This is a genomic window from Streptomyces sp. NPDC059010 (assembly GCF_042740355.1).
Taxonomy (GTDB): Bacteria; Actinomycetota; Actinomycetes; order Streptomycetales; family Streptomycetaceae; genus Streptomyces.
On record NZ_JBHYJA010000081.1, the window covers coordinates 1 to 4,728 of the forward strand.

At 70.6% G+C, this 4,728-nt stretch carries 4 protein-coding genes; 2 read left to right on the top strand and 2 right to left on the bottom strand.

The window, feature by feature from the left end:
• Positions 1-472 precede the first annotated feature (472 nt).
• The gene (locus ACFWYS_RS45130) at positions 473-895 is read left to right on the top strand and encodes an ATP-binding protein (RefSeq protein WP_384782604.1); all 423 of its coding nucleotides are present in this window, start codon (positions 473-475) and stop codon (positions 893-895) included.
• Positions 896-994: 99 nt separating this feature from the next.
• Here ACFWYS_RS45130 and ACFWYS_RS45135 read toward each other — a convergent pair whose 3' ends face one another.
• Both ACFWYS_RS45135 and ACFWYS_RS45140 read right to left on the bottom strand, forming a co-directional pair.
• A complete protein-coding gene (locus ACFWYS_RS45135; protein WP_384782606.1) occupies positions 995-2,038 on the bottom strand; it encodes a DUF2637 domain-containing protein in 1,044 nt (347 codons plus the stop codon).
• A gap of 305 nt (positions 2,039-2,343) precedes the next feature.
• Positions 2,344-3,195 carry a (2Fe-2S)-binding protein gene (locus ACFWYS_RS45140; protein ID WP_384782608.1) on the bottom strand — a complete coding sequence of 284 codons (852 nt, stop codon included), beginning with the start codon at positions 3,193-3,195 and terminating at the stop codon, positions 2,344-2,346.
• A 154-nt stretch (positions 3,196-3,349) separates the two neighbouring features.
• Here ACFWYS_RS45140 and ACFWYS_RS45145 point away from each other — a divergent pair, with 154 nt between their 5' ends.
• Positions 3,350-4,201 (top strand): GntR family transcriptional regulator, encoded by an 852-nt coding sequence (locus ACFWYS_RS45145; protein WP_384782610.1) that lies wholly within the window; start codon positions 3,350-3,352, stop codon positions 4,199-4,201.
• Positions 4,202-4,728: the final 527 nt, after the last annotated feature.

Sequence of the window (4,728 nt, forward strand, 5' to 3'; positions counted from 1 at the left end):
GTTATTGGCGTCGGGGGTTGGGGTCTGCCCGCCTTGGGCGCCCGGACCGTTCCCCCACGTTCCCCCCCCCCCTGGTTGGCCCCGCCCTAAGCGGTGCGGGACCGCCCTGGTCTGCCGTCCCCTCCACAAGCAGATGCACCGCCCCGCCTCCCCTCGCCGGTGACCGTCCGCACCCCTGCGACGGGGCTCATGGCCGGTGACCGACACGGTTCGGTCGCCGGACCGGGCGACTCCCGGGCGACCGGTGGGTGACGTTCCGGGTTTCATCCACCCGCCGCGGCCTGCCCAACCGTGGCCGAACACCTGGTCGTTGACGATTCGACATGACTGTCGGGGGTCCGACCGGGAAATGGTTCCCGTGAACGTGTTCGAGCCAGGAGGGGAACCGACCATCGGCACGCAGGCGGGGGTCATGAAGAGGCAGGCATGGGGAGGGGGTCCCATCGCATACGGGGCTTCCTCACTGGAGACGGTGGAGGACAGGGCCGCGAGCGCAGGGGACCACACACAGACGCCTCAGCTCAAGCGGAGACTGGGACGGGCCGACCTACGGGCCGTCCCCGAGGCACGCAGAGCTTTGCGCGAATGGCTGCAGCAATGGGGGAAGCCGGGACGATCGGACATAGCCGAACTGCTCACCAGCGAACTCGTCACCAACGCGATCGTCCACACCGACCGTGAGGCGGTTCTGACGGCCACCGTCGGACCGCGCGGACTGCGGGTGGAAGTGAGAGACTTCGTGGCCCGCCGGCCCAGACTGCGCGTACCGAACGCCGACGACGGTACGAACGGCAGAGGCCTGGTCCTGGTCCAGTCCCTCGCGGACGCCTGGGGCGTGCGGACGCACGGCGTGGGGAAGGCGGTGTGGTTCGAACTCGACGCGGGGGTCGCCTAGACGGAGGGCGGGTGCGCTCTCGTACGACAACGGCAAGGGGCGCGACCCGAGTTCCGGATCGCGCCCCGTCGCGTCGACTCCCGTCGACGAGTGGAGTTCTCAGCCGAACTGCTGCTCAAGATCCTTGAGCTTGCGCTCCAGGGAGTCGAGCCGTGGCAGCGCCATTGTGTCGTCCTCCGCGGTGAGGTCGACGGTCACCGGGTCAGCGCCGGTGCGTACGGGCTGCAGTGAGGGACGTGAGCGTACGGGCAGTTGTTCCGGGGTGGATATGGCAGGCTCCGCGGAGACTTGGCCCGAGGCGCGCTCCAGTGCCGCCTGTGCCTCCACGTGCCGCCCGCCGCCCCGGCCGACGAAGCCGCGGTGGCCCCGGCTGATGGCCTTCAGCTGGGCACGCTCCATACGCTGCTGCTCGCGCCGGCGCAGGCGGGCCGTCTCCTTCTGCCGCATGTCCTCGCGGACCTCGTCGACCGCCTCGTCCAGGCTGCGCACGTTCTCCAGGAGCATCAGCGACCAGGCCTTGTAGGTCTCACGGGGCGCCCGCAGCCAGCGGACGATGCGGATCTGCGGGAGAGGTCTGGGCACCAGGCCCTGCTCGCGCAGGGCGGCCCGGCGGGTCTGCTTCAGCGCCCGGTCGAACAACACCGCCGCCGACAGGGACATGCCGGCGAAGAAGTGCGGGGCGCCGTCGTGGCCGAGGCCCCTGGGGGCGTGCACCCAGTTGAACCAGGCCGCCGCGGCCGCGAACGTCCACACGAGTATCCGGGAGCCGAGGGCCGCGTCACCGTGGCTGGCCTCGCGCACCGCGAGGACGGAACAGAACATCGCGGCGCCGTCCAGACCGAACGGCACGAGGTACTGCCAGCCGTTGTGCAGGCCGAGGTTCTGTTCGCCGAAGCCGACCAGACCGTGGAAGGACAGGGCGGCGGCCACGGCCGCGCAGCAGAACAGCAGCACATAGGAGGCGGTGCCGTATATGGCCTCCTTGCGCCTGCGGCGCTCCTCGCTGCGCTCCCACGAGTCGTCCGCGCCTGCGTCCTTCCCCGCGGTCTTCCCGCGCCGGAGCACCGCTATCGCCGCCAGCAGGCCCAGGAGCAGGACGGCGCCCGGAAGCAGCCAGTTCAGCGATATGTCGGTCAATCTCATCTGGGGTCCCTTGCATTGGGATAGGGCGTAACGCCCGCCATAGTGGCCCAATCCCAACGGCCCTCAGGGGGTTTTCGGGGCAAGAGGCCGCCAAGGAAGTGCAAGGGGATGCTCAGGGCGACGTTCTTCTCGAACTGCTGCTTGAGGGGCGGGAGTTGAGTTCGAACAACACTACCCGTACGGGTGGTTCCACGGAAAGTTCCTGTGCTGAGTGAGGAATTTGTGAAACGTCTGTAACCGTAACGGGTGTCACGCTGATGAGTGATCTTACGGCACGACGGTTTACGGCCATGCCTGAGGGGGCCTCAACTCGCCGCGGCCAGAAGCTTGGTGACCCGGTCCGCGTCGCAGGTGCGCGGGCAGGTGGCGCACGTGTCCTCGGGGCGCAGTGTGTAGAACATGCAGCAGCTCGCCCGGTCCCGGGTGGGCAGCGACTCGCCGTTCGGGCCCGTCAGTTCACGGAACGCGGCCGAGCCGACGTACGGCTGCGTCGCCCCCGGCAGCAGCAGCTCCAGCTCGCGCCGGGCCCGGTCCTGCTCGCCGTCGCCGAACAGGTGGGCGACGTACCACAGGCCCTCCACGACCTCGTCGGTCGCCATGCCCCACAGCGCGCGTCCGCGGCGTCGCATGCGAGGGCCGAAGCCGGTGAGGACGGGTTCGAGGTGCTCGGTGACGGCCGCCCGCACCTCCGCCCGCAGCGCCTCCTCGTCGGGTACGACCCTGGCGCCGGGCAGGGTGGCCGCGGGGTCGCCCGGGAGGCAGGCGAAGGTGGCGGGGTGGGCGGCGAGGCGGCCTATGGAGAGGCCGGGGGCCGTGCGGTCGTACGAGACATGTGTCACGGGGAGGCGGGGGACGCGGCGCAGCAGGAACCAGGGCACGGTGATCAGCAGGCAGACGGGCCAGGCGTAGCGGTGCAGGCCGAAGCTGGCGACGACGTCGGGGCGGGCGGGCTGTCCGTAGTCGCGCCGTACCTGTGCGTCGTCCCAGGCCAGGAAGGTGTCGAGGCCGGTGCCGCCCTCTGCGAGTGCCATGGAGGGGATCCAGCCGTCGTGCCGGGGGAGCTGTTGCGTGGTGGGCGGCTGGGTGATGTCGAGCCCCGGGAAGGCCTCGGTGAGACGGGTGTACGCGTCCGCGAGGGCTATGGGGGGCACGGGCATGTGGACCGCCGATCCGCTCGACTTTGAAGGTAAGGCTTACCTTACCCAAGATCGGTGCGGTTTGAACTGTCGCGTTCTGCGCCTAAGGTGCTTGACGGGTGAGTAACAACCCGCCGTAATGGCCCCAAGTACTGACACGTCCGGAGGAGGACCGGTGAAGCAGGGCGCGCAGGGCTCCGCCGGGACGGGGAATCCGTCGGTTTCTGGTGATTCGGGGATGCCGCGGGTGCCGTCGCAGGGTGGGGCTGCGGGGGCGGAACGCGGGCGAGGGTTGCCTCGGGCGGCCTCGGTGACGCCTGCGTCGGTACCGGTGGCGGTGCCGGTGGCTCGTGGGGAGCACACCCATAGTGAGCAGCCCATTCCGCGACCGCGGCCGGTTGTTCAGCGGGCGTCGGTGCGGGGGCAGATCCTGGACGCGTTGCGTACCGCGCTCGTCACGGGAGAGCTGGTTCCTGGGGTGGTGTACTCGGCTCCCGCGCTCGGTGAGCGCTTCGGTGTGTCCGCTACGCCGGTGCGTGAGGCCATGCAGCAGCTTGCGCTTGAGGGGGCCGTGGAGGTCGTTCCCAACCGGGGGTTCCGGGTGGTGGAACGCGGTGCTCGGGAGCTGGGTCAGCTGGCCGAGGTGCGGGCGTTGATCGAGGTGCCGGTGATGCTTCGGCTCGCGCGTACGGTTCCGGGTGAACGGTGGGCGGAGCTACGGCCGTTGGCCGAGGCGACTGTGCGGGCGGCGGCGACCGGTTGCCGGGCGACCTACGCGGAATCGGACCGGACCTTTCATCGCGCCCTGCTCTCGCTCTGCGGCAACGAACAACTCGTCCAGATCGCCGACGACCTCCATCGTCGCGCCCAGTGGCCGTTGGTGACCCCGACGACCTGTCCGTCGGGTGGGGACCACGCCGACCTCGTCGCGGACGCGGCGGAGCATACGGCTCTGCTGGATGCGTTGATCGCCGGGGAGTTGGACGTTGTGCGGTCGTTGGTGGGGGAGCACTTCGCAGGCGCGTAGGCCTGCGGCGGCCTGTTGCTGTGTGGTGGGGGTGCGCGTAGCGCCTTCGGTTTGTGGGTGGGCCGGGGCCGCGCCGGGGGGTGTCCGTCCTCGGACCGGCGGCTGACGTAGGCCAGGAGGTCCCGTCCCTTGACGCCGGCGACTGCGGGCGGACACCCCCCGGCACGTCCCCTTCCCGCCGTGGGCGACTGCACCGCCACGGGGGTACGCCGCCCCAAACCCCCACTTCCAGCAGCCCGACGTTCCTCAACAGCAGGCCGACGCCTCTCGGTACCGGTCCGCGCTCCTCAGCCCGTCGGGCTTCTCAACGCCGGTCCATGCCTCTCAGCCCGTCCGGCGTTTGAGGACGAGGCCGTTCAGGCCGATGGGGGTCCAGGGGGCGGAGCCCCCTGGCGGGGTCGAAGGGGCGGAGCCCCTGGGGATGGGACGGGTAGGGGCGGCGGGGGCGAGGAACTGGCTGTGGGGAGGCGGGACGGGGACGGGGCCCGCCCTCGGGTGGTCCCGGCCCATAGGTTTGGGGGTCGGCG